This is a genomic window from Halarchaeum nitratireducens, from assembly GCF_017874695.1.
GTDB classification, from domain to species: domain Archaea; phylum Halobacteriota; class Halobacteria; order Halobacteriales; family Halobacteriaceae; genus Halarchaeum; species Halarchaeum nitratireducens.
The window spans coordinates 80330-103284 of sequence record NZ_JAGIKY010000015.1 but is presented as its reverse complement, the minus strand read 5'-3'; the positions used below and the strand labels follow the sequence as shown (position 1 = coordinate 103284).

Below are 22955 nucleotides of genomic sequence, written 5' to 3'. Positions count from 1 at the left end.
TTGTCGTGCACAGACTGGACTTCCTCATTCCTTCCGAAAGGTGCCTCGATAAGCCGCCGCTATCACGCGGTTTCTCGCTTAACTAAAGACGGATGGCGAGCGTCGTTGCCCACGACCTTCGGAACCCGCTTTCCGTCGCGATGGGATTCCTCGAAATCGTAGAGGAGACGGGGAAGGCGGAGCACTTTGAAAAAGTAGAATCCGCACACGAACGAATTGAACGACTCATTGGGGACCTCCTGACGCTGGCACGTGGGGAGACGACGATCGAGAATGCAGAAGAGATTGACCTCAAGAGTACTACGACGGAGGCATGGGGATATGTAGACACTGATGAAGCAACACTTACAGTTGCAGATGAAGTTCCGACAGTCACTGGCGATGCAGGACGGCTGACCCAACTCTTTGAGAATCTGTTCCGGAATGCAGTCGAACACGGGGGTACTGACGTCACGGTAACCGTCGGTCGACTAGACGGGGACAACGGGTTCTACGTTGAGGATACCGGCAGCGGGATTCCCGAGGAGAAACGAGACGAAGTGTTCAAGCACGGCGTCACATCCAGCGAAGGGGGAACTGGGTTCGGGCTCTCAATCGTGGCCGACATCGCGAAGGCACACGGCTGGACGGTTTCGGTGATAGACGGAACTGATGGTGGGGCACGCTTCGAGTTCAAGCGATCGAAATAGTACCCGTTGACAGTGAGCAAGCTGTGCCTGCGGCCTATCAGTAGTTGAAAACACGGCGATTCTATTCAGCAACCTCTCCAGAGAATCAGTCGGCGTCTGAGGAAATCCAACCGGCCCCGAGAACATCGCCAAATAATTGTCTGTATTCTAGTATTTCTCGGTGGCGTTTCGAGATCATCTGGGGCCTTCTCGATAGTGCGTTGATCGTGTTTTCGAACCATACCCTCTCTGCCAAAAGCATAATATTCAGGCCCGGAAGACGTATATATGGATCACCATTCGTTTACTGAACAGTATCTCGCCATCATTCGTGACACGCTTCGAGTCCAGATCACCGATGATGGCGAAAAAAGGTACCAGTGGACTGAAGACACTGCTGACGAACTCACACGCCGGCTGGAGAACCATTTTAATTCGTTTGCAGAAGCTGCAATCACCGCAGCCCGTGAGGACGCTACTGAGTCGGTGTACTCGTTTCATTACGGGTATTCACCGAACTTGAGCGAGACCCTCAAGTACGCGCCATTATACACAGATCATGTTATTCTCCAAGATATCGTGTATCGAACCCTCCGTGGGAGCCGCGATAGGCCACCGAAGGAGCGACATGATTCTGTCATGCCATATATACAGAATATCCTCAATTGGGAACCACTTATCCAGTCCGGCCATGTGTCTATCGTCCCTAGTCCACATCTCTGGAGCAGTGAGATTCGGTCCTTCATGAATGAAATCGACTCTGACGAGCGGAAAATCTGTAGTCAACCACTCTGGGCTGCCGGTCGATTCAATGCGACCCCGATCACCGATTCAAAGGTCTATTGTGGGCATATGACCCAGATAGCGATGGAAGCACAACAATTGAAAGACTCTTCTCAGACCGGCGAAGTCCAAGATCCTATGCCACTGAATGCAATTCGTATGGGGAAACGTGCCGGTGATCATAACAGGCCTGTAACGACTGGAGCGGTCAACGAAACTCTCCAAGACATGGATATCCGTAGCGTTGGTGCGCAGCTATTTGGCCAGCAGCACGATGATGACCAAGCAGATTTATATTATATTCAGGACGCAACCTATGAGGAGATTATTGAAATGGCCGAAGAATTTGAGGGATTTCGTATCAAGCTCAACGACATCCTTGATGAGTTGGCCGAAGAAGATGATGTCTCCGAATTTCATGATATTTTAGAACAGGCTCCAGAAAAAATAGAAGCCGACTATCAGCAGGTTCGTCGAGAGTTCACGGTTAAGCGTGATATCGTTCAGGGGAGTGCAGGTGTCGCAGGTCTGGCAATGACTCTTCCGTTATTTGTTCAGTTGTCTCCGGCCGATTTACTGGCAACTACACAGCTCACGAGTAACTATGACCTATTCGAAAACCTATTGAACGCAGTGGTTGGAGTCGTTGGCGGGGCTGGCGGGGCTTTATCGTTTCGGGAAGTCGCAGAACAGCTCTTTTCGAAGGACGACGACTTCGTCCAAATTATGGACGAATTTGAGGGGACAGAGATCGAAAATAGCTATGTGAAGTCACTCACCCCGGTCAGGTCTTATTCAATATCCTGAATCCCGTCAGAGAGTTCACTTTGTAGCCCACCCATAGTCGAGAGTAAGTTACGAAGATTTTCACCTGTTGCCTGAACCACAATCGATTCCTGCTCGCCGTTGTTACTAAGTGTAAATTCGAGGAGCACGCGTCTATCATTGACGTTCTCGATCGTGGATGTTGAGGTGACTTTTTCTACGTTCCAAGTGACGTTCAGCAAACGTGGTGCAGGATCAATTCGAGAGCTGGTAAATAGGAATGCTCGAATTTCATCGCGTCGGTCGTCGATTTTGCTAGCTAACTTTTCGGCCCGGTCTGCTGCCAGGCCGAGAGTCGTCAAGTCCTGCTCGATTTGTGACTCGATAACATCCAACCGTCCCGTCGACAATATCGCCCATCGCAAAAAATTGATTATGGTAGCGTTATCGTCATTCTCAAGATCTGTCTGTTCGATGAGTGTCGTTGTAAGATCCTCCTCACCACTAACGATCGTCTCGATCTCGTGTTCTTCGAATATCGTGTTTAAGATGATGTTGAAGGTGTCTGACGAACAGTCAGCAAGGATTGACGCGTCCTCTCTCAGTTGATTTGATGCGGATTCGCCATCTTGTAGGGCCAGCGGTGTTTCCCCGTCGCTCATAATTTTCTGCTGTCTCAGCACTGATGTTAGTTTTTCGATGCGATGGCGGATGGTTCATAGGATATCTCTTCGACGTGGATCAAAATTTGTCAGAAAGTGAATGACTTCGACTCCATTCAGAAACGGCCGCTGAGATTCAGTCAGCGTCCGAGGTATTCCAACCGGCCCCGAGAACGTCGCCAAATACCTGCCGGGTTTCTGGTGGTTCGGTCGGAAGCCGAAGGTCGTGAGGGTCGTCCTCGATGGCCTGCATCAGCTCACCAGCAGTCAGTTGCTTCCCCTCGCTCAGATCCTCTCCTGTCTCCTCGGCGCGAAGGATGTTCGCCACCGTCCAGATGTTGAACAGGTGGGCCGCGAAGTTAAAATAGAACGCTCGAAGCGCCGGGTTTCGAGACCCGCACTTGGCGATGAACTCCTCTTTGATCACGCGGAAGTCCGTCTCGATACCCCACCGGCGGCGGTACGCCTCTCCCAACTCTTCCGGTGGGACCTCTTGGGGATGCAGGTTTGTGTAGACGTACGTGTAGTCGTCCATCGGCTCATCGGCGTCTGAATTCCGCAGTTTCACCGTCTTGTCCGACTTCAGCCCGACCGCGTAGTAGCTTTCTTCGTCGAGGGAGCCGACGCCGTAGGGGTAGTACGACGACCGGAGATCGGCCCGCGCCATCCCGTTCAGGAAGTGTTTGACCGTCTTCCCCGACTTTCGCCCCTGCATCACCAGTTCCAGGCCCTGCTCGGTGATAGTCGAAATCGTGTCCGAGTTGTAGAACTCCGTCCCCGCGTCGAGATAGACGCGGCCGATATTCAGGTGTTGCCTGGCCAGACGGAGCATCCGGCGGATGTACTCTGGCGTCTTGCTCTTGTCTTTGACCGGGAGGACGACCAGAATCAGCGGCGTGTTGGTCCCGACGAGAGCCAGCGTGATGTACTTCCACGCCCACGAGTAGTTCCGTCCCGGCTTCGTCCCGCGAATGAACTCGTTGCTTTCGTTGTCGCCGTAGAACGGCCAGTCCGTGATGTCGATGGCGACCTCTGCCTCCTCAGGGAAGTAGTCGTGCCGGGCGGCGATCTCGAACAGTACCTCGTTCGCTTCCCGGAACATCCGCATGACGGACTCCCGCGAAGACTTCCGCAGGTGGTGCGTGAGGTTCTGACCCGTCGGAATGTCGCAATCGTCGTAGAACGGCTTGTACTTGAGGTTCTTCGCGGCGTCGTTGACGAACCCATTCCCGTTCGCGGCGGCGATAAGCACCCGGAGCGCGGCGTTCTTCGTCACTTCCGTGCTGTCGTCGCGCTTCAGCCGGATGTTCTTGAACGTCTTCGAGCGCAGCTCCCGAGCGATCACCTGGACCGGCGGAAACCCCTCGCCATCAGTGACTATCGTGTCCGGCGTCGGGTCTCGAAACCAGTGTTCCAGCTTCGTGTCCTGCAACTGCCGAACCAGGGTTTCGGTCTCACTGGCGTAGTAGTGCCGCGTCTCGTCGTCCATCCGTCCCGGCATCCGGTTCAGCGTTGGCTGACTCACCGGGTTCTCGATGCCCAACGCCTCCCGGATGTCCGGGTCGTTGATGGCACGAGCGACGGCCGACTGGTTGAGCGCCGAGAGGTCGAAGAACAGATACAGGCGCGTTGCGTCCTCTCCGTCCAAATTGTCCGTGAGATCCTCGTTTTTCCCTTTCGACCAGTAATAGTGCCGAAGCTGGACCTTCCCGAGAGCCTTTGCGAGTCGATGCTCGGGCGTCTCCAGTTCGTCGTACCGATCTCGTTCCTCCGCCCAATTGTAGACGCGGTAGGCTTCTGATTTGATGACTTCCCACAGCGGGGATGTGATGTTGTTAGCCGGATTTCGGACTGGAAGTTCCGTGTATCCCCACGGATCTATTCGGCGATCATCGGGGAGTTCCCTCTTGGCCTCGGTGTACCGGCTTGAAATCTCCGTCTTCTCCTGCCGCCGCTCGTGGATTTCACCCTTCGACTCAGCCTCACGGTTGGCATCATCGTCTTTCTCCTTTGCCATTCTAAGAGTATACCTAATAGCAGTGGTTTTACTCAGGTTCTATATCAATATGAGTTGGTATTTCATCATATATCGCAAAGTGAAACTCATCAAGATGATACCAAGTGAATTTCGGCCCGTATACTCGCTTAGTTTCTAGGATCGATTCTGCTTGATCTGGATTGTTTGTTATTGAAAGTTCCGTAACTGCATCCAATCCCTTCTGTAGGAACTCCTGATATACTGTTTCAGGGTTTTCCTCTGTGAAGGTGACACCAATTCCTTCAACGTGACCAACCTCATTCCTTTCATAGCGAGAGTCATCACCGGGGACTAGCGAGAATTCTCCTTCTCCCCACTCTTCGTCAACTTCAAGTATTATACCGCCCATCTTCAGTTGAAGCTCTTCGTGCTTGATTGACTGATAATTCCCTTCGTCATCGATACTATTGGGGTCTAGTATTGAGATCGTTGGGATAGTGACTACTGTTTCGTCCGTAAGTTCCGAAATATCGTCCAATAGCTCCTTTGCAACATCTCTAGTGAGATTACGTTCCCTTCGATAGTATTCAACAACTTGGGGAATACGCGCAGGCCAATAGTATGGCACCCAAATTTCAGCATCGGCAGCTCGACCCACATTTCGCATGAATTGGAGTAAATCTGGAAACTCTGGCTCAGGCAATGAAGGAAGAGATATAGGTGTATCAGTATGTCGCGTTTCGGACTCCCCTGTAGTGACAAACTCTAAGGTGACATTCTGGACGGGTTCTATCTCCGCTAGAGATAGGAATTCTAGATACTGCCAGAGGGGTAGTTCATACAACTTGAAGGAGAAGTCTTGGGTTATTTTCATTCCTTGCAGCTGATCGGAATCGCCTTGCATCTCTGCCTCTACTAGCAGAGGATACTCATAGGAAGGGCTGTGATCACCTTCCATTTTTACCACCATCTCTCCTCCTTGTTCATATATCCCTACTGCAACCTCCCTACTAATTGGAAGTTCGTATTGATCAATACTCTCTGATAACACCTCTTCTGGAAGCCAAATAGTAGCATCTGGATTCTTTATACTTTTTAACGAAAACTGGCTCCCTTCTCCAGAGGAATTCGATACTCCGTAGAAGTTGGGGTTTAAATTCACTCTTTCCCCTGTACGCTGTGATTCTTTCACTTTTTGTCTGATATCGTATATTTGTGTGTAGATGTTTCTTGTCAGTTTGACAATTCCGGTAGCTTGCTCCCGAAGTGTCCGAACTGGCACAGTGAATGTGTAGAGCTCACCTCCTCGGCGAGATCCAGTGGTTTTACAAAGAAATGACATATAGTTTTCATTTATTTCCACTTCGATTTCTCCATCCGGCCCCTCAAGCGTGAAGCTATGATTTGTTAATGGAGTTACGCGATTTCCATGTCTGATTGCGTTATATAGCTCTTCGAATCGGAGAAAGAATCCAGCAATCTCTCGTAGATGGGTTTTGATGGTTTCTAACGACACAGTAATCGCTTCATCTATGTTGTCGATATCAGAACTCAGCTCGTTCTCCTTATCAACAATATCTTCAAGTGAGACTTCATCAGTGCTCTCCTCTATTTTATCATATCCAAGTTCCTGTTTCAGCCACTCATCAGCATCGACATCTTGATACTCTTCTATGATTCGATCAAGTTCCCCATCACGGATCGCTTCAAAATTTTCTTTTACTTGCTTTGGGCGTGTACCTGTGATAGCTTCAACAAAATCCACATCGGGATCTAATCTGCTATAAAAGTAGATGCCGAATTTCTCAATATACTGCATTACCTCCCGAAAAACAGTAACATTGGCATAAATCTCTGCTTCACCTTGTTTTTCTTCATCAAACTCGTCTAGACCCGCCTCTAAACTTGCCAAAGATTTTTCAATATGGGTGTAACCCAATGAGGGCGTATGGATTGACTCAAAGTGCTCACTGGGAGAAAGCTCGCCGTTGTCGCTCATAAATTCTGACTGGTCAAACCAATCTGCCATATTCGTACAACTGAAGGGCACTCAATTTATATTCTGCCCAGGAAGGTGTCCGAATCCGTAGCTTCAAGTTATTTGTTTTCGCAGACAGCCTCTTGAAGATCCTCAAGTAGGTCTTCTCGGTTCTCAGCCAGAATCTCGACATCCTCACAAACGTTTTCGATTTTGGTGCGGACGCGGCTCACTACTCTGTAGCGGTAGTTGTCGGTAACGTCCGCCTCACCCTTGATGATTTCACGCTCTCGCTCGGTGAGGAGCCCACGGTACTGGTCGTCTACCATATCCTGCCGTTGGTCGGCTTCTACCATAGTACCTGTTACTACGTACAGTTACTTAATTACTACCTACAGTAATGGTTACTGTAAGCAGTAATCTATAAGTGACTACAAGCAGTAATCTTATGTGTGGAAGCCCGGCTTCTCGGGGCATGACCTGACGTAGGAAACGCCCGCCTGCTGGAACAGGCGAGCCGGGTTCCCATCGGTCAATGAAGAACCCATGTCAACGAAGAACTCTGCCGGACTTCAGAATTCCGGCACGGCTGCGAATGGAAATGTCTAACTACCAACCACTGTGATCGAGGTGCGGGAAACCGTACAGGAGGGTCTGTGATGCAGCGCCGTCAGGTCCTCGCTGCCGCAGCCGCCCTCGCGGCGTTCCCTCAAACAGCCAGCGCCGACTCGCTCGCTCCACGAGAGATCGTCGAAGATCGGAACGTGACCGACGACGGAACGTACTCGGTCACGGACTGCGGCTCTGTTACCGGCGGCCTCAACAACGTCCACCTCACGGCCGAGATGAACAACGGCCCGCTCGAAGTTGAAGGCGTCCACGAAGAGGGTGGATGGAGCGGAGTCGGACTCCGGTGGACGTCCGGTCCCATTGAGGTCGGCACCGGACTCGATCCCGATGACGCCCGCGACCTCGCCGCCCGGTTGGTGGTCGCCGCCGATGCAGCCGAAGGTAACCTCGGCGGGGGTGACGCCTGATGCAGCGCCGCGAGTTTCTCCAAGTGGCCGCCGCAGTCGCCGGAGCAGCAGCCGGAGACGTCCCCGATTCGGAGATCACTGCCCAACAGAATCGCCTACTGGAGCTGACCGACCGTGACGACAGCGAGCGATGGGCGTACGAGACGACACGGAATCTCGCACACGTCCGTTCGGGCCTTGTGAACGCCGAACTCGATGCGCTGTGCGACAATCCGAACGGCATCATCCAAACCCACGTCGTCGGTCGTGGCGGCATCCCGCTCGGGTTCGAAGTGAGTACGGACGACGACGAATCCGTCGGGATCTGGTGCATCTCTCGGCTGAACAGGCAGAGGCGCTGGCCGTCGATCTGCTTGAACAGGCGCACGCAGCGAGAGAGGACAACAATGCAAACCAGTGACGCCCGCGTGACGGCTCGCATCGTCCGCACCGAGGACGGTGAGAACTACACTGAGTATCGCGTTGGCGGCGTTTCGTACCCCTCGGCCGAGGAGGTTGAAGCGACGCTTGAGGCACGCTAACCCACGCAAATCCATGATTGAAGATATCGACCGCGACGTGTTCGTACGGATTCAGACCGACCTGTTGGTGGTCGGCGACAGCATCATGACCGACAGACACCACGCCAGCAACGGGAACTACCAGGATGACGATCCGCAGAATCAGATCGGCGGCATCATCCCCGCGTTCCCGCTCTCGGGTTGGCTCCGCCACGGGATGGAGGAAGTCGTCCACGAGTTCGACGGCACCGCCTGCCACCCCGGTGAGGCCAACGCGAACTTCCGCAAGGACGGCGTCTACAACCGCGACCTCGACGCCGGGTATCACCCGAAAGGCGACTGCCTCGAAGACGAAGACGGCAACGGCTGCGTGATTCTGGACCTCTTCGGCGGCTTCGGGAATCGCCCCGGCAAGGTGATGCGCCGCCCGATCCAGTTCTCACCGGTCCGCTCCAGCGTGGACTACACGCGCGGGCAGGCCGAAGGCCACTACCGCCGGCTCAACCGGAACGTCGTCTCCCGAAACGAGGAAGATAACCGGGAGCCGCTACGGAACGCCGAACTGGACGCCGTCGGAAACTTCGACGGTGCGTGGCACCTCTCCTTCCGGGAGACGAAGCCGGAGTTCGTCGCGCTGCTGAATGAAGCAATCGAATATCTAAATAAAAACAAGACCGACTTCATGCACCAACTCGGTGGTGCGCGGAACTTCGGCGGCGGGATCGTCGATTGCGAGCTCGTGAATCCGCTCTACAACGAGACCGAACTGCGGCGCGTGTTCGACCGCGGGAAGGGCAACACGAACAAAATGGACGACAAAGACGACGAATGGGCCGACGAGTACCTTCCTGAGTTCGAGAGCGCCCTGTCGGCGCGTGTGGAGGCCGAATCGTGACCGACACGATGCTCACGGCCTTCCGGCACGACGCCCACAAGTTCACCGGCGAGAGCCACGAGGACGCCCGCGAGGAGTTCGCTGGCGTGCCCGTGAACCAGTCGGTGCCCGAGGGCGCGGACGGCGATGCCGCGGCGCTCTCGCGGCCTCAGCAGAATCAGGAGCAGACCGTCCCGACCCACGACGACCACTATCGGTTGTCCCTGCTCACCGGCGAGACAGCCTACGACCCTGGTGAGTTCTCGCGGGCGACCATCGAAAGCGAGGTGTCAGACCTCATCGGCATCGAGGACGCACAGACCGCGCACGAGCGATGGCTGGCGTCCAACGTGGCCGCCGCGTTCAACGAGTCGGTGTATCACCCGTACACCTCGTTGAAGTTCCACACGCTCCTCGTGGCGGCGCTACTGGACAACTACCGGGCCGAGCACAACTTCGGCGATCTCCGGTTCATCGTGGACCCCGCGGGCGACGTCGTCCCATTCCGCACGGTCTTCGACGGCGACCGCTTCGCGCTTCGTATCGACGAGAACACCGACGGGAATCCGTCGGCCCGGCTTGGGAGTCGTCCGTGGCGGTCGTGGGCGTCAGTGTGGAACCGCCTGACAGCGCACCCGCTCGATACCGGTCACGACAAGTACGACATGACCCTCGATGCCAACCTTCGGCGGATGCAGTCCTGGAGCGCGGCGCTCCAGTACATCGAGGACTACCACGAGTGGAGGCCCGACCGATGACGGCGATTCAGCAAGTCCTGTGGGAGCTGCGGATGGACTACATCGGCCACCCGTACTACGTGAGCGGGAACGCCATCCTGCACGCCCTCGGTCACCACCTCAATCCCGAGACGCACGGGTCGGTGTCGGCCAGTCATGGCGTCTTCGTCCCCGGTCAGTTCGGGACGTTCCCCGAGGAACACACGCAGTCGGGCATCCGCCCGTACCTCGGCAGCGGGCTGCCCGACGTGGAGGCCTACGACGACCTCTTCCTACAGCGGGAAGCGATGCACCCGTGGTTGCTGGATACCCGCGCTCGGGACGCGCTGAACACGCACGATCTCCGCGTCCACGGCGGCCACCCGGCGCTCGCCCACGAGACGATCATGGGTCGCCGGGAGGACCAGCGGAAGCAACAGCAGACGACGAAATGGTACGTTCACGCCTACCTACACGCCGATGACCCGGCGGTACTCCCGCTCGACGAGGATGTGCTGGAGGGGCTCCAGTTCGGCGGCAAGCGGAACTACGGCTACGGCGAGGTCCAGCTGAAGGACACGCAGATGGTGGACCTCGATGAACTGGACTACTCGCGGCTCGAAGGCGCGGAGACGTACCTCATCGAACTCGTATCGCCGTTCGTGGTGGAGTCGGAGTATCCCGACGCGGACGACCGGCCCGTCCCGTGGTGGTGGGCTGAGAACCGCGACGATCTCCGGCTTCGTGAGGAGAAGATCCTCGAACAGCGCGAGGTATTCAGACTGGAGACGGTGGACCACGGGCAGGTCGTGAAGTACCTCGGCGACCGTCCGGTGGAGACCGCGAAGAACGGCCTCACGAGGGTCGGCTCGCACTCCCGATATGGCTTCGGAGAATTGCGGCTGAAGCCCCTCGGCGAACAGTATCAGGAATCAGAGAAGTAACGACTAACAGGCAACCGATGGAACACCAGAATCAGGATGAATCGGGCGAGAAAAATACAGCGGTGCGGCTGAATAAAGAAATCGTATTACCAACAACTGATAACGTGAGTCGATAGGTAGTCGGATACCATCGAGCGTCGTAATCGGTCGTCGACCCAAATACTCCCGATTGACCGCACAGAAAAGCGGATCTCAGCTACCAGACAGCACATCGTATACTTACTAGGGTGTGAAACGAACGGCGACTGTTAAGCGCGCTATCGCGACTGAGCACCGCGGTCGGGCGTACTCCGGAACGTTATATGTGGGGGACACATAGCGCTGATCCAAGTCCGCCATCATGGTGTCTCTGCTAACTGTCGCCGGCGTCGCGGTAGCCGTGTTCGTTGGGTTCAACATCGGTGGCTCGTCGACCGGCGTGGCGTTCGGTCCGGCAGTCGGTTCGCGCCTCGTTCGCAAGGCGACGGCGGGGGCCCTCTTCGTCGGTTTCGGCTTCCTCGGGGCGTGGACCGTCGGCCGGAACGTCATCGCGACGATGAGCAGCAGTATCGTGCCGGCGATCCAGTTCACGCCGGCGACGAGCGTCGCCGTCCTCTTCTTCACGGGCGCGTCGCTATTCATCTCGAACCTCTACGGCGTGCCGGCCTCAACGTCGATGACCGCTGTGGGCGCCATCGTGGGGTTGGGTCTCGCGTCGAATACGCTCAATCGGGCGCTGATGTTCGTCATCGTCTCGGCGTGGATCGTCGCGCCGCTGGTGAGCTTCACCATCGGGCTCGTCGTCGGACGGTACGTCTACCCGTATCTCGATCGCTACGTCGCGTTCACGACGTTCGATCTCCACTTCGTCCAAGTCGATCGCTCGGGGGTGATCCCACGCCCGTACCTCAACCCGAACGCGTCGCCGCAGGACGTCGTCGGCTCGCTCTCGGTGATCGTCATCGCGTGTTACATGGCGTTCTCGGCCGGAGCGTCGAACGCGGCGAACGCCGTCGCCCCGCTCGTCGGGACGAGCGGGCCACTCACGGTCGATCAGGGCGTCCTGCTCGCGGTGGCGGCCTTCGGTCTCGGGAGTTTCACCATCGCCCGTCGCACGCTGGAGACGGTCGGAGACGACATCACGGAGCTCCCGATTCTCGCGTCCCTGATCGTCTCGCTCGTCGGAGGCACGGTCATCACGATCCTCTCCTACCTGGGGATCCCCGCGAGCCTCGCCGTCAGCACGACGTCGGCGATCATCGGACTCGGCTGGGGTCGGGCGAGTCGGGCGGCGACGCTCGCGGAGTTGGCGACGCCGACGCCCGAGCGACCGGACGTAGACGTCACCACGGGAGCGCTGGTCACCTCCCGCGTCGAGGAGGCGCCCGCGAGTCCGACGATCGGGGACATCGCCCGAGACGAAGACGCGGCGGAGGACTCGACGGAGGTCCCCGACGTACCGGACATCGGTGCGGAAGGACCCGCCGATCTCGACGAGCAGAGCCTCTTCGACCCGGCCGCGGCCAAACGGATCGTCACGATGTGGGTGTTGACGCCGTCGTTGGCAGTCGCCGCCTCCTACCCGGTGTTCGTAGTGCTGCTGTGAGCGGGCGTCGGAAGGCACCACACTGACGAAGCGGACGTCTCAGCCATCCCTTCTCGTCGTCGTCGTAACGCCGGCCGACCGGTCGGCTTCGACCTCGCGGCGGCACCTACCGGTACGATATCGTATACACACCCATCGTGTATCGCGCGTTGTGAGAACTCACGTCGAGACGACGGACGGCGTCGAACTGCTCGTGAACGATCTGGGTCCGACGGGTGGGAAACCGGAGGTGTTCCTCTACGGGTGGCCGGTGGATCGCCGAACGGTCGAAGCCCAGTACCACGCGCGGGTGGACGAGGGGTACCGCTGTCTTGGCATCGACCCGCGGGGCTACGGAGAGTCGGACAAGCCGTACGGCGAGTACAGCTACGACATCCTGGCCGACGACGTGAAGGGTGTGTCACGGCGTCCACGACGAGGTCGCTCCCTTCGAGATCACCGGGAAGCTGCTGGCCGAGCGCACCGAGGGCGCCGACCTCGTCCGGTTCGAGAACAGCGGTCACGGACTCGACGACGAGCCCGAGAGGCTCCACGACGAACTCCTCGCCTTCCTCGAATGAGTGTCGGCCGGGGAGCCGACGCGACCGGCCTCCCACGTCCCGTCTCCGTGAGACGGTCACGTCCCGGCGTCGCTGACGACGGCGACGGGCCGAACGGGACGGTATACGGCCGGGCGAACCGGTCTCCGGCGAGTCGGGCCGTTCGATCGAGACGGTCGTGTCGGTCCGTCGGGTACTATTAAGTGCGGGCCACCCATACGTTCGGACGTCGTGAGCGAATCAATCACACTGTCGACGGCGAAGGAACTGATCGATGCGGCGGAAGAGGCGGCCGAGGAGATCGGAGTATCGATGGTCATCACGGTGGCGAACCCGGCGGGGAACCTCGTCGCCCAACACCGAATGGACGACGCGTGGCTGGCGAGCGTCTCCATCTCGCGGAACAAGGCCTACACCGCGGCGGCCCTCCAGATGCCGACGCACGAGCTCGCGGATCCCACCCAGCCCGGCGAGTCACTCTGGGGACTCCAGACCACCGACGAGAACCGGCTGGTCGTCTTCGGCGGCGGCTATCCGCTCGAAGTCGACGGCGAGATCGTCGGGACCATCGGCGTCAGCGGCGGCGAGGTCGCCCAGGACATGACCGTCGCCGAAGCCGGCGTGGAGCGCTTCGACGAGCTTACGTCGTAGCTCGGTGCCTGGCCCCGGACGACGAACGCACCGGCTAGCGGTGCGGTACCCCCGTTCAGCATTTTGACGGGGGCTGACGATGCGCTCGCCGAGACGGTCGGCGCACCGCGGCTCACCGGTGGCCGTACGCGGTAGTCGACCCGGTGACCGCCGGTTCGACGCGAGACACACGAGAGACGAAACGCGACCGAAGGACCGCGGGACGAAACGACTCACCGACCGGGTGATGACTCGCCGTCACGCCCCGATGCGCGTCGCGAACCGGACACGGAATATTTTACAGACATATACTTGTAACAGTTCGCGGGTCGAGCGCTAGTCGACGTCCGGGACCGGACAGGACACCGGCCCCACTCTCCCAGCACCGAACGCTACCACCCGTCCACCGCATCGCCAGACCGACTATTTCCACACATCTCGATCGGGCCACGGCCGGGCCACGCGGCCCGAGGAGAGGCTTGAACGTTCTTCGTAGCGGAACAGTATGGGGGTGATACGCTATCTTCCGGTATTCGTACCGCTACCTGCGAGGTGGACAGTCGCGTCGTCGTTCCTGTTCCGTGTAGCCGAATTTTTTTACGGTGATCGTGTGCAGGCGAGCGGACAGTGTCCGGGGAAGTCTGAGGAGCACGACGTGTCGGACAATACTGATATATATGGTACACGGTCACAACCACCGAACGCCTTATATGCATTCACGGGAGAGGAACAGTCGCACATGACGTCCGAAAGTGGGACGAACACGTCGGTGTTGACGACCGGTCACTTCCCGGGCGTGCGCGATCGGCGTCCGAGGCGGAAGCGTGGTGCTTTACCGGACGGCGAGAAAGGTGAACTATGACCGACCACGAGTCGTCCGGGGTGTTGCAGACGACGGCGATATCGCTCCGGCTCGTCGACGTCCTCTTGGAGCGAGAGGGAGCGAGCCTCACCGAGCTAGCCGAGGCGACCGGCCTCGCGAAGAGTACCGTCTACAGCCACCTCACCACGCTCGCCGAGTACGGGTACGTCGTCAGCGACGCGAACCAGTACCAACTCGGGGCGAAGTTCTGCCACCTCGGGGACTACGTCCGAACCCGAAAGGAGTACTACCAGATCGCCGAGGAGGTCGTCGGGTGGCTCGCCGACGAGTCGACGATGGAAGTGGACTTCGCCGTCGAGGAACACGGTCGCGTCATCTCGCTCTACGGGAACCTCGAGTTCGCCAACACGCCGCGGTTCCTCATCGACGGCAGCCCGTTTCACGTGCACACGACCGCGTCGGGAAAGGCGATCGTCGCGGAGTACCCGGAGAGCCGCATCCACGAGATCCTCGATCGCTGGGGGCTCCCGGCGGCGACCGACGAGTCGATCACGACGGAGGACGCGTTCTTCGCGGAGCTCGAGCGCGTCCGCGAGCAGGGATACGCCGAGAACCGCGGCGAGGCGGTCGAAGGGTTCTGGGCGGTCGGCAAGGCGGTGAAGTCCCCGCGCGGTGGCGTCTACGGATCGCTGAACCTGAGCGGGCCGGAGTACTTCGCCGACGCGGACACCAAGGCGACTCAGGTCGATCTCCTCGAACGCGCCGCGGCCGACTTCGAGCGGAAGATGGCCGACAGATATCGGTCGTCTCGACCGGACCGGGACGTCACGGAGGATTCGTAGCCGAGACGCCCGTTCGCGTCACGACCGCTCCTCGCGAGTACACAGGATCCGTTGACAGTGCACTCAGTAACCGAAATAATTATTATTGATGGTTCGTGATGTCGTGGCGTGCGGCACCACGAGGCTCGATACGGCCCACGGCAAAGAATATGACGCGTTCCACGACACTACACTCAGACGGCTCCCGTCGTAGCGCTCGGCACGAACGCCCGTTCCGGTCCGACCCCGGTATCGACTCGGCGATTGACGATCGTGTCCGGGACGCGGACAACCGGGTGAGCGGACGGTGAGCGGCGCCGACGGACCGCTCTCGACGTTCCGCGACGAGATCGAGCCCGTCATCTTCACCTTCGGCGCGCTCATCACGCTGTTGTTCGTCGGCGCGTTCAGTCTCCGGCCGGACGCCGCCTACGACGTCGTCCTCGGGATCCGCAACTGGATCCTCTCGCAGTTCAACTGGTTCTTCCTCCTCGTCATGCTGGCCTTCGTGTTGTTCCTCGGGTTCGTCATCTTCGGGCCGTGGGGTCGCCTGACGCTCGGCGACGAGGACCCGGAGTACAGTTACCTCTCCTACTTCGCGATGATGTACTCCGCGGGACTCGCGGCGGGAATCGTCTTCTGGGGGCCGGCCGAAGCGCTGTTCCACTACTCGACGGTCCCGCCGCTCTTCGATGGCGTACAGGCGGAAACCGCCGCGGCCATGCCGACCGCCGTGCAGTACGCCATTTTCCACTGGAGTCTCACGCAGTGGTCGTGTTTCACCGTGATGGGGCTCGCCATCGGGTACTTCGTCTACAACTACGACGCGCCGCTTCGCGTCTCCGCGGTCCTCACGCCGTTCGTGGGAGCGGAGAACGTCGACGGTCCGCTCGGACAGGCGGTGGACGTCCTCGCGGTGTTCGCCACCCTCGGCGGCGTCGCGACCTCGCTCGGGTTCATCGGCCAGCAGTTCATCACGGGGTTGAACTTCCAGTGGGGGATCGAGCTCGGCGATCTGGGGACGATCGCGGTTATCACGGGGATGGTCGTCATCTTCACCGTCTCGTTGGTGCTCGGCGTCGACAAGGGGATCCGCCGTCTCTCGAACTTCAACATGACCCTGTTCGCGTTCCTCATGGTCGCCACGCTCGTGCTCGGACCGACGTTCCGGATCCTCGAACTCGGGACGCAGGCCGTCGGCGGGTTCGTCGGCGACTTCTTCCAGATGAGTCTGTACACGCAGGTCGCGGCGGACAGCGCCGAGAAGTGGGTGAACGTCTGGACCGTCTTCTACTGGCTCTGGCCGCTCGCGTGGTCACCGTTCGCCGGCCTCTTCATCGCCCGTATCTCGCGCGGTCGGAGCGTACGGGAGGTCGCGTTCGCAGGGATCGGTGCGACGGCGATGGCGACGATCCCGTGGTTCGTCATCGTCGGTGGCACCGGCGTTCTGATGCAGTTCTCGGACATGGCGGACGTCCTCGGGCCGGTCTCGCAGTACGGCGAGGCGGTGTCGGGGTACGTGCTCTTCGGGAGCCTCCCGGTCCTCGGATCGATCCTCCTGTTCGCGTTCCTCGTCCTGGTGACGACGTTCTTCGTCACGTCGGCGGACTCCTCAACGCTCGCGGTGTCGATGATGACGACCGGCGGGAAAGAGGATCCGTCCGCCGTCAGCCGCATCTTCTGGGCCGTCCTGCAGGGGATCGTCGCGTCCATCCTGATGGTCGTCGGTGGCGTTCGCGCCCTCCAGTCGGCGGCCATCATCACCGGCGCGCCGTTCGCGATCGTCTGCCTGTTCGCGATGATCGGGCTCGTCCGGACCTTCCGCGACGACTTCGGGCCGCTCCTCCTCAGGGAGGAGACGTCGCTCGTCGGGAGACCGGGCGCGAGCGACGGCTCGTCGGTGGACGCGGCCTCCGCCGTCGACGACGACTAACCCGCCGTCGTCCGCCCCTTTCGTCCACCCTCTCGTCCGCCGCTGACCACTCTCCGTCGCGTTCAGGGACGCATCACCGAACCTATAACAAGTTTTAATGTACACCATCAACGTTTGCTGTGTATGGATAGGGATACCGCGGAGCCCGATACCGCAGCGTTTCCCGGGCCGAACGCCGAGCGGTGGATCGATTTTCACTCCCGGCACGCGGCGCCGAGCGAGTACTCCCACGAGTTCGTCTGGGACGTCACGGCGGAGGCTGACGGGCCGTTCGTGACCGACGTCGACGGGAACGTTCTCCTCGACTTCACGTGTCACATCGGCGCGGCACCGCTCGGCTACAACAACGAGAAGGTGCTCTCGAAGCTCCGCGAGTTCGACCTCGTCGAGCCGATGAAGATCGCGGGACAGGACATGTACTTCGGCGCCGGCCCCGATCCCGAGACGGCCGAGTTCCCGGGAGCGAGTCACCTGATGGAGGCGCTCGTCGACGTCTCCGATCAGTACGGGATGGACACCGTTTTCCTCTCGAACTCGGGTGCCGAGGCGGTCGAGAACGCGATGAAGATCTGCCACGACTACAAACCGCCGGCGAAGTACGCCTACGCCTTCGAGAACAGCTTCCACGGGCGGACCGTCGGGACGCTCTCGCTCACGAAGTCCAAGGAGGTCTACACCCGCCACTACCCCGAGGTCGGCGGCGTGCAGACGATCCCGTTCTGCGACTGCGAGAGCCGGGCGGCCTGCGGCTGTGGCTTCTTCGCCGGCGGGAGCTCGCGCCTCCGGGACGCGCTCGCCCCCGAGGGCGGCCACGTCAACCCCGAGGAGGTCGCGTTCCTCGTCCTCGAACCCGTGCAGGGCGTCGGCGGCTACCGGTTCCCGAACGAGGCGTTCATGGCCGAAGTCGGCGACGTCTGCGACGCGTACGACATCCCGCTCGTCGTCGACGAGATCCAGTCCGGCGTCGGGCGGACGGGCGAGATGTGGGCGGCGGATCACTACCCCGTCGAGCCGGACGTCATCGCCGCCGCGAAGGGGCTCCGCGTGGGCGCGACGATCTCCCGCTCCGAGGTCTTCCCCGCGGAGAAGAACCGCCTCGGGTCGACGTTCGGCGGCGGCGACCTCCTCGCGTCCATGCAGGGTGCGCTCACCCTGGAGGCGATCGACGAGCACGACCTCCTCGAGAACGCCACCGAACGCGGCCGGCAGGCGAGAGAGATCCTCCGCGACGGCGCGCCCGACCACGCCGTCGACGTGCGCGGCGAGGGGCTGATGCTCGCCGTCGAGTTCGACACCGGGGATCGCCGGGACGCCGTCGTCGCGGCGGCGCTCGATCGCGGTCTCCTCACCCTCGGGTGCGGGAAGAAGACGATCCGCCTCCTCCCGCCGCTCGATAGCACCGAGCGCGAGATCGAACTGGGCGCGGAGCTCTTCTGTGACGCCATGAACGCCGTCACGGCGGACGCCGTGGCGTAGCGCCGCGTCGGTGCCGTGCACGTCCGGCGGTCGGCGACGCGTGGTGGCGCCTCGCTCGACGGCGTACCGGCGCCGCCCGAAAGATCCGCACTGATCGAGACGCGGCGATCGTCAGGGCCAGAGTCCGCGCATCTCCTTCGCGTCGCCGATGCGCGAGAGCGCCACCGCGATTGCCGCGTCCCGCCACGTCATCTCCGATCCCTCGTACTCGGCGCGGACGGCGTTCCACGCCTTCAACATCTCCGCTTCGAGCTCCTCGTGGACGCGTTCGAGCGACCACTGCCGGCGGTTGATGTCCTGGAGCCACTCGAAGTAGCTCACCGTCACGCCGCCGGCGTTGGCGAGGATGTCCGGGATCACCGGCACGTCGCGCTCTTCGAGGATCGCGTCCGCCGCGAACGACGTCGGGCCGTTCGCGCCCTCGACGATCATGTCGGCGCGCACGTCGTCGACGTTCTCCGCCGTCACCACGTTGCCGACGGCCGAGGGGATCAGGACGTCGACGTCGAGTTCGAGCAGAGCGGCGTTGGACATCGACTCGGGGGCGTCGTATCCCGAGACCATGCCGGGTCGCTCGTCGTGCCCCTCGACGTTCGCCGTGTCGAGGCCGGCCGGATCGTAGATCGCGCCGTCGACGTCCGAGACCGCGACGACATCGGCACCCCACTCGTCGAGCAGGCGCGCGGCGTTCGCGCCGACGCTCCCGAAGCCCTGGACGGCGATCGTCGCGTCCTCCAGGTCCCGGTCGTAGTGGTCGATCGCCGCGCGCGTGACGATGGCGACGCTCCGGCCGGGCGCTTCCTCACGGCCGTACGAGCCGCCGATGACGGTTGGCTTCCCGGTGACGACGCCGGGGGTCGTCTCGCCCTGTTGCATCGAGTAGGCGTCCATGAACCACGCCATCTCCCGCGGGCCGGTCCCCATGTCCGGCGCGGGGACGTCTCGTTTCGGCCCGACGACGTCGCGGATTTCCTCCGCGAAGCGCCGCGTGAGTCGTTCGGTCTCGTCCTCGGAGAGCATCTTGGGGTCCACGGCGATGCCGCCCTTTCCCCCGCCGAAGGGCAGGTCCATCACGGCGCACTTCCACGTCATCCACATCGAGAGGCCGATACACTCTTCAGCGTCGACGTCGGGGTGATAACGAATTCCGCCCTTGTACGGCCCGCGGACGTCGTCGTGCTGTGCGCGATATCCCGTGAACACGTCGAGCGTCCCGTCGTCGCGGCGGAGCGGCACCGACACCTGCTGGAGTTTCGTCGGATGCTTCAGGCGTTCGACGACGCCGCGATCGACGTCGACGTGGGCCGCCGCTCGCCCCAACTGTCGGCGGGCCGTCGCCACCGCGGACTCGCCCGCGACGTCCCCGCCGTCGATGTTCGGTGACGATTCGGCTGCGCCGCTACTCGGCGTTCCGGTCGGGTCTGAGGCGGTCATCGGTCTCTGGATCGCGTCCGCGCGTCGGTCACGAGCGACGCGACGCCGTACGGAACGACGTCCTCACCGCGGCGCCGAGCGCGGCGGCCGTCGAGGCCGCGGTCGTGGCTCGCGTCAACTCGTCGGGTGTTCGTGCGTCCGGTGCGTCGGTCGCGTCCGTCGCCGCTGGGGGTGATCCTGGCCATACGAGCGACGCGTGGAGGATCGGCGACGAACTGTAAATAACTTTCGTGAATATCAGATACGGTATCTGTGTACACCGGTCACGAGCGGGTCGGCGACGAGTCAAGAGCGGACGCGACGGGACGTCACAGCGGGCCAGTGTCCGTCTTTCGAGGGGTCACACGGACCCGACGAAGAAGAAACGGATACTGTGTACACCATGCACGGAAACGTTATGTGGTCGGCCATGCAAGCGGAGACCACGCGTCATGCAGACGGTGAACCCGACGACAGAGGCGGAGTTGGAGACGTACGCACACCACGACGGGGAGGCGATCGAGGAGGCGCTCGACGCCGCGTCGACGGCCTTCGAGGAGTGGAGCGCGCGCGACGTCACGGAGCGACAGGCGCTCGTCGGCTCGATCGCCGGCGGCCTCCGGGAGAACCTGGAGGAGTACGCCGCGTTGATGACCGACGAGATGGGTAAGCCGCTCGATCAGAGCCGCGGCGAACTCGAGAAGTGCGCGTGGGTCTGTGAGTACTACGCGGAGAACGCCGCGGAGTTCCTCCAAGACGAGCGCGTCGGCGTCCACCCCGAGGCGAAGACGAAGGTGTCCTACGAACCGCTGGGGCCGCTGGTCGCGGTCATGCCGTGGAACTACCCCTTCTGGCAGGTGCTTCGCGTCGCCGCGCCGACGCTCGCCGCCGGGAACACGATGCTCCTCAAGCATGCTCCGAACGTCACGGGCTGTGCGACGGCCATCGAAGACCTCCTCCACGACGTCGGCATTCCCGAGGGGGCCTTCCAGACGCTCGTCGTCGGACCCGACGCCGTCCACGACGCGATCGCCGACGACCGCGTCGCCGCCGTCACCCTCACCGGGAGCACTCGCGCCGGCAGCGCCGTCGCCGAGACCGCCGGGAAGCACCTCAAACCCTCCGTCCTCGAACTCGGCGGGAGCGACCCCTTCGTCGTCCTCGACGACGCCCCGATCGAGCGCGCCGCGAGCGTCGGCGTCGACGCTCGCACCAAGAACAACGGCCAGGCCTGCATCGCCGCCAAGCGCTTCATCGTCGTCGACGACGTCTACGAGGCGTTCAAAGAGCGCTTCGTCGCCGAGATGAACGACCTCGTCGTGGGCGACCCGACGGAGTCCGAGACGGACGTCGGCCCGCTGGCGCGCGACGACCTCCGCGACACCCTCGACGAGCAGGTCCGGGCGACCGTCGACGCCGGCGCAGACGTCCTGCTCGGCGGCGAACCGCTCGATCGCGAGGGCTACTTCTACGCGCCGACGGTCCTGGAGAACGTCCCCGAGGGGACGCCGGCGGCCCGCGACGAGCTGTTCGGGCCGGTCGCCAGCCTCTTTCGCGTTCCCGACGAGGCGGCCGCAGTCGAGCTGGCCAACGACACCGACTACGGGCTCGGCGCGAGCGTGTGGACGAGCGATCTGGACCGGGCCGAGCGGCTCACCGGCGAGATCGAGGCCGGTGCGGTCTTCGCGAACGAGCTCGTCTCCTCCGATCCCAGACTCCCCTTCGGCGGCGTGAAGAGCTCCGGGTACGGCCGGGAGCTCTCCTCGCAGGGGATCCGGGAGTTCACCAACGAGAAGACCGTCTGGCTCTCCCCGCCCGACGGTCTCGAATAGGCTGTCAACGATTTCTGAGTACTCTCGGCCCCGAGACCCCGCGTCGTGAGCGACGGTCGCCCCGACGCGGGGATGGGAGCGCGTCGTTCGCCTCCGAGAGCGCCGTTTGCACAAACGTTAAACACGTCTGTATACGCAATCTGTGTATGGGAGAACACGACCCGACCGAAGACGAGAGCCGGCCGCGGGGTATTCTGACGCCGAGCGACCGGGAGTTCCTGCTCGGACACAAGACGGACTACACGGACCACTCGAAGAAGCAGAAGCGAAACCGGATCCGACGACGGCTCCGGAACGCGATCCTGGATTTCTCGATCCTCTTCGAGCACCTCGAAGAGCGCGACCGGGAGACGGTGTTCGACCCGGACGACGAGGCCCGCGAGGCGTACACGCGGGGCATCACGAACATGCTCGGCTTCCTCCATCTGGGGACGATCGGCTACTACGTGCCGTTCAAGCACATGCTCGCGGAAGGCGTGAACAAGGCCGAACAACAGCTCGCGGACTCCGATTATCGGATGGTGAACGTCGAGTTCAACGTCGATCCCGTCGGCCGGATCGACGTCGACGACGTCGTCGATAAGATCGAGAACGACGAGTTCGAACAGCTCACCGACGAGGAGCTCCGGGCGTTCGTCCGTCTGCTCACCGAGAGCGACGACTTCTCGCCGGACGCCGCCCGCGAGAACCTGCACGCACAGATGGAGGATTACGTCGGAAAGGTCGAGTCGGCGGCGCAGCGACGCGAGCAGAAGGTCGAAGAGCTGAGCGAGTAAGCGCCCATTTCCCGCCTCGCGCGGTGGGCCGTGTTTTCGACGCCCCGTAACGAGGCGAGGATCGACGAGCAAGTGCTCGGCGTCGACGATCGCGGGCGACGCCGAGCCGGGTCGCCGTCGTCGAATGTCGACGACGCTGCGAACGGCATCGGACAGCGACGCGTGAAATACACGGAATTCGTAGACGATACCTACGGTATCCGTAAGACTTATGATATCGTC

19 protein-coding genes and 1 pseudogene are annotated in these 22955 nt (G+C 60.9%); 15 read left to right on the top strand and 5 right to left on the bottom strand.

The features are described from left to right. Positions 1-89: 89 nt before the first annotated feature. Both J2754_RS13960 and J2754_RS13955 read left to right on the top strand, forming a co-directional pair. Positions 90-689 (top strand): annotated as a pseudogene (locus tag J2754_RS13960) (sensor histidine kinase); the annotation flags it as partial. Positions 690-956: 267 nt separating this feature from the next. Continuing rightward, positions 957-2258, top strand: a complete 1302-nt coding sequence (locus J2754_RS13955; RefSeq protein WP_211087797.1) for a hypothetical protein — start codon at positions 957-959, stop codon at positions 2256-2258. Here the strand turns inward: J2754_RS13955 and J2754_RS13950 are convergent. The 4 genes from J2754_RS13950 to J2754_RS13935 form a co-directional block, all read right to left on the bottom strand. After that, positions 2243-2878 carry a COMM domain-containing protein gene (locus tag J2754_RS13950; protein ID WP_211087796.1) on the bottom strand — a complete coding sequence of 212 codons (636 nt, stop codon included), beginning with the start codon at positions 2876-2878 and terminating at the stop codon, positions 2243-2245. The genes J2754_RS13955 and J2754_RS13950 overlap by 16 nt on opposite strands. A 136-nt stretch (positions 2879-3014) precedes the next feature. After that, positions 3015-4895 carry a transposase gene (locus J2754_RS16300; RefSeq protein WP_245333047.1) on the bottom strand — a complete coding sequence of 627 codons (1881 nt, stop codon included), beginning with the start codon at positions 4893-4895 and terminating at the stop codon, positions 3015-3017. Positions 4896-4923: 28 nt separating this feature from the next. Then, on the bottom strand, positions 4924-6885 hold the full coding sequence (locus J2754_RS13940; protein ID WP_211087795.1) for a hypothetical protein: 1962 nt from the start codon (positions 6883-6885) through the stop codon (positions 4924-4926). Positions 6886-6953: 68 nt separating this feature from the next. Further along, on the bottom strand, positions 6954-7163 hold the full coding sequence (locus J2754_RS13935; RefSeq protein WP_211087794.1) for a hypothetical protein: 210 nt from the start codon (positions 7161-7163) through the stop codon (positions 6954-6956). A 330-nt stretch (positions 7164-7493) separates the two neighbouring features. On the opposite strand from J2754_RS13935, the gene J2754_RS13930 reads away from it, so the two are divergent. From J2754_RS13930 to J2754_RS13880, 11 genes are all read left to right on the top strand, one after another. After that, the gene (locus J2754_RS13930; protein ID WP_211087793.1) at positions 7494-7871 is read left to right on the top strand and encodes a hypothetical protein; all 378 of its coding nucleotides are present in this window, start codon (positions 7494-7496) and stop codon (positions 7869-7871) included. Beyond that, positions 7871-8392 carry a hypothetical protein gene (locus J2754_RS13925; protein ID WP_211087792.1) on the top strand — a complete coding sequence of 174 codons (522 nt, stop codon included), beginning with the start codon at positions 7871-7873 and terminating at the stop codon, positions 8390-8392. The genes J2754_RS13930 and J2754_RS13925 overlap by 1 nt, the downstream gene beginning before the upstream one ends. A 13-nt stretch (positions 8393-8405) precedes the next feature. Further along, on the top strand, positions 8406-9266 hold the full coding sequence (locus J2754_RS13920; protein ID WP_211087791.1) for a hypothetical protein: 861 nt from the start codon (positions 8406-8408) through the stop codon (positions 9264-9266). Then, positions 9263-10003 (top strand): DUF8168 family protein, encoded by a 741-nt coding sequence (locus J2754_RS13915; RefSeq protein WP_211087790.1) that lies wholly within the window; start codon positions 9263-9265, stop codon positions 10001-10003. Before J2754_RS13920 ends, J2754_RS13915 begins: the two co-directional genes overlap by 4 nt. Continuing rightward, positions 10000-10905 (top strand): hypothetical protein, encoded by a 906-nt coding sequence (locus J2754_RS13910; RefSeq protein WP_211087789.1) that lies wholly within the window; start codon positions 10000-10002, stop codon positions 10903-10905. Before J2754_RS13915 ends, J2754_RS13910 begins: the two co-directional genes overlap by 4 nt. Before the next feature lie 340 nt (positions 10906-11245). Then, the gene (locus J2754_RS13905; protein WP_211087788.1) at positions 11246-12490 is read left to right on the top strand and encodes an inorganic phosphate transporter; all 1245 of its coding nucleotides are present in this window, start codon (positions 11246-11248) and stop codon (positions 12488-12490) included. A gap of 395 nt (positions 12491-12885) precedes the next feature. After that, positions 12886-13050 carry an alpha/beta fold hydrolase gene (locus J2754_RS16295; protein WP_245333046.1) on the top strand — a complete coding sequence of 55 codons (165 nt, stop codon included), beginning with the start codon at positions 12886-12888 and terminating at the stop codon, positions 13048-13050. Positions 13051-13260: 210 nt separating this feature from the next. Further along, positions 13261-13680, top strand: a complete 420-nt coding sequence (locus J2754_RS13895) for a GlcG/HbpS family heme-binding protein (protein WP_211087787.1) — start codon at positions 13261-13263, stop codon at positions 13678-13680. A gap of 837 nt (positions 13681-14517) precedes the next feature. Continuing rightward, positions 14518-15324, top strand: a complete 807-nt coding sequence (locus tag J2754_RS13890) for an IclR family transcriptional regulator (protein ID WP_211087786.1) — start codon at positions 14518-14520, stop codon at positions 15322-15324. Between the two features lie 286 nt (positions 15325-15610). After that, positions 15611-17236 carry a BCCT family transporter gene (locus J2754_RS13885; protein ID WP_211087785.1) on the top strand — a complete coding sequence of 542 codons (1626 nt, stop codon included), beginning with the start codon at positions 15611-15613 and terminating at the stop codon, positions 17234-17236. 123 nt (positions 17237-17359) lie between these two features. Beyond that, on the top strand, positions 17360-18712 hold the full coding sequence (locus J2754_RS13880; RefSeq protein ID WP_211087784.1) for an aminotransferase class III-fold pyridoxal phosphate-dependent enzyme: 1353 nt from the start codon (positions 17360-17362) through the stop codon (positions 18710-18712). A gap of 111 nt (positions 18713-18823) precedes the next feature. Here J2754_RS13880 and gdhB read toward each other — a convergent pair whose 3' ends face one another. Beyond that, positions 18824-20146, bottom strand: a complete 1323-nt coding sequence (gdhB, locus tag J2754_RS13875) for a glutamate dehydrogenase GdhB (RefSeq protein WP_211087783.1) — start codon at positions 20144-20146, stop codon at positions 18824-18826. A gap of 431 nt (positions 20147-20577) precedes the next feature. Here gdhB and J2754_RS13870 point away from each other — a divergent pair, with 431 nt between their 5' ends. Continuing rightward, entirely contained in the window at positions 20578-21957 is a 1380-nt protein-coding gene (locus J2754_RS13870) for an NAD-dependent succinate-semialdehyde dehydrogenase (protein ID WP_211087782.1), read from the top strand. A 146-nt stretch (positions 21958-22103) separates the two neighbouring features. Further along, positions 22104-22733, top strand: coding sequence for a DUF8102 family protein (locus J2754_RS13865; protein ID WP_188879064.1), 630 nt, complete (start codon positions 22104-22106; stop codon positions 22731-22733). The last annotated feature ends 222 nt before the right edge of the window (positions 22734-22955 follow it).

Bases quoted from the DNA above. Each gene is read 5' to 3' on its own strand.
- J2754_RS13880 (WP_211087784.1), top strand. From the start codon at position 17,360: ATGGATAGGGATACCGCGGAGCCCGATACCGCAGCGTTTCCCGGGCCG.
- J2754_RS13940 (WP_211087795.1), bottom strand. From the start codon at position 6,885: ATGGCAGATTGGTTTGACCAGTCAGAATTTATGAGCGACAACGGCGAG.
- J2754_RS13955 (WP_211087797.1), top strand. From the start codon at position 957: ATGGATCACCATTCGTTTACTGAACAGTATCTCGCCATCATTCGTGAC.
- J2754_RS13890 (WP_211087786.1), top strand. From the start codon at position 14,518: ATGACCGACCACGAGTCGTCCGGGGTGTTGCAGACGACGGCGATATCG.
- J2754_RS13905 (WP_211087788.1), top strand. From the start codon at position 11,246: ATGGTGTCTCTGCTAACTGTCGCCGGCGTCGCGGTAGCCGTGTTCGTT.
- J2754_RS13925 (WP_211087792.1), top strand. From the start codon at position 7,871: ATGCAGCGCCGCGAGTTTCTCCAAGTGGCCGCCGCAGTCGCCGGAGCA.
- J2754_RS13910 (WP_211087789.1), top strand. From the start codon at position 10,000: ATGACGGCGATTCAGCAAGTCCTGTGGGAGCTGCGGATGGACTACATC.
- gdhB (WP_211087783.1), bottom strand. From the start codon at position 20,146: ATGACCGCCTCAGACCCGACCGGAACGCCGAGTAGCGGCGCAGCCGAA.
- J2754_RS13950 (WP_211087796.1), bottom strand. From the start codon at position 2,878: ATGAGCGACGGGGAAACACCGCTGGCCCTACAAGATGGCGAATCCGCA.
- J2754_RS13865 (WP_188879064.1), top strand. From the start codon at position 22,104: ATGGGAGAACACGACCCGACCGAAGACGAGAGCCGGCCGCGGGGTATT.
- J2754_RS13930 (WP_211087793.1), top strand. From the start codon at position 7,494: ATGCAGCGCCGTCAGGTCCTCGCTGCCGCAGCCGCCCTCGCGGCGTTC.
- J2754_RS13920 (WP_211087791.1), top strand. From the start codon at position 8,406: ATGATTGAAGATATCGACCGCGACGTGTTCGTACGGATTCAGACCGAC.
- J2754_RS16300 (WP_245333047.1), bottom strand. From the start codon at position 4,895: ATGGCAAAGGAGAAAGACGATGATGCCAACCGTGAGGCTGAGTCGAAG.
- J2754_RS13870 (WP_211087782.1), top strand. From the start codon at position 20,578: ATGCAGACGGTGAACCCGACGACAGAGGCGGAGTTGGAGACGTACGCA.
- J2754_RS13935 (WP_211087794.1), bottom strand. From the start codon at position 7,163: ATGGTAGACGACCAGTACCGTGGGCTCCTCACCGAGCGAGAGCGTGAA.